Origin of the sequence: Mycobacterium sp. (genome assembly GCF_049585075.1) — a bacterium.
Lineage (GTDB): Bacteria > Actinomycetota > Actinomycetes > Mycobacteriales > Mycobacteriaceae > Mycobacterium.
Map to the genome: position 1 here is coordinate 1 of NZ_JBAUZA010000112.1, position 1735 is coordinate 1735.

Here is a 1735-nt window from a genome sequence, read left to right on the forward strand (position 1 = left end):
GGCGAGGACCCCGATGAGAGCGGCGGCCCCACCGGTGGCGCCTAGCTCGTCGCGGGCCATTTGGCCAAGGGAACGGCCGCGGCGCCGGGTGGAGATCCACAACACCAAGTAGTCCTGCACGCAGCCACCGAAGACCGCGCCGATGACGATCCAGATGCTGCCCGGCAAATAGCCCATCTGCGTGGCCAACACCGGTCCGACAAGCGGTCCGGCTCCGGCGATCGCGGCGAAGTGGTGACCGAAAAGGACACGTCGGTCAGTGGGGACGAAGTCGGTGCCGTCATCGAACACTTCAGCCGGGGTGGCGTGGTCATCGCGCGGGCGAACGACTTTCGTCTCGATCAGCCGCGCATAGAACCGGTACCCGATGACGTAGGTGCAGATCGCGGCGACGACGAACCACACCGCGTTGACCGTCTCGCCGCGGACGAAGGCGATGATTGCCCAGGCCACCGCACCCAAGACGGCGATGGCCCCGAAGACGATCTTGTGCTTGGTACCGATGGGGGAGCGGTCGATAATGGCGACCGCCGGCAAGTCGGCGTCGGTGTGGATATAGCTGACGTACCCACTGGCGTCACTGTGGGTTTCCACGGCCGGGACCCTACGCGACTGAAGCGTCCGTCGGCGTGTCGCGCCGCGACGTTCACAGCCACGCAACCGCTGATTCAGCTTTGGTGCAGAGCACGCACGGTGTCGATGCTGTCGGCCTGGTCGGGGCTCTTGTCGTCGCGGTAGCGCAGTACCCGGGCGAATCGCAGGGCCAGACCGCCGGGGTACCGCGAAGACTGTTGCACTCCGTCGAAAGCGATCTCGACCACCTGCTCGGGACGCAGCTGCACCACGTAACCGTCGGTCGGACCGACGGCCAGTTCGTGAAACCGCGCGGTCTGCCAGTCCAGCATCGCGTCGGTCATTCCTTTGAAGGTTTTGCCCAGCATCACGTAACCGCCGGTGGCGGGGTCGCGGGCACCGAGGTGGATATTGGACAGCTTCCCCCGGCGCCGTCCCGACCCCCACTCGACAGCCAGCACCACCAGGTCCAGGGTGTGGACCGGTTTCACCTTGAGCCAGCCGGCACCGCGGCGCCCCGCCTCGTAGCGGGCCTCCAACGACTTGGCCATCACGCCCTCGTGGCCCGCGGCCAACGTCGCTTCCAGAAAATCGGCGGCGGCGACCGGATCCGCCGTCACCAGCCGATCGACCCGGTTCTGCGCCGAGGTGATTTGGTCGAGCACCGCCATCCGCTCGCTGGTCGCTGCGTCGAGCAGGTCGATGCCGTCGTGATGCAAGATGTCGAAGAAGAACACTGACAGCGGCTGGGCTGCTCGGGCGGCCGGAACATCGACCGAGCGGCCGAAACGCGATCCGGTGACCTGAAACGGCTGCGGCCGCCCGTCTGGGCGTAATGCGATCGCCTCGCCGTCGGCGATCAACTCGGTGACGGGTAGCGCTAGGGTCGCCTCGACCACCTCGGGCAGCCGCGCGGTGACGTCGTCGAGGCTTCGGGTATACACCGTCACCTGATCGCCCGCCCGATGCACCTGCACCCGTGCGCCATCCAGCTTTGCCTCGAAAGCTGCTGTCCCACAAAGCTTTTCGAGCGCCTCGGTGACACTTGTCGCGGTCTGCGCCAGCATCGCCCCGACCGGACGGCCCACGCGCAATGTAAACGCCTCCAGCGCGACCGTTCCACCGGTCAGGCCCGCAGCGGCGACCGCAGGCAGGTCCCCGC

The 1735-nt window shown here is 67.1% G+C and carries 2 protein-coding genes; both read right to left on the reverse strand.

Features of this window, described 5'->3' with window-relative positions; all coding sequences use genetic code 11:
* Window positions 1-594, reverse strand: a 594-nt coding sequence (locus WB785_RS05035) for a carbon starvation CstA family protein (protein WP_424077600.1), incomplete at its 3' end; no start/stop codon positions are given.
* Between the two features lie 74 nt (window positions 595-668).
* Window positions 669-1735 (reverse strand): ATP-dependent DNA ligase (locus tag WB785_RS05040; RefSeq protein WP_424077601.1); only part of this gene is annotated, 1067 nt, incomplete at its 5' end.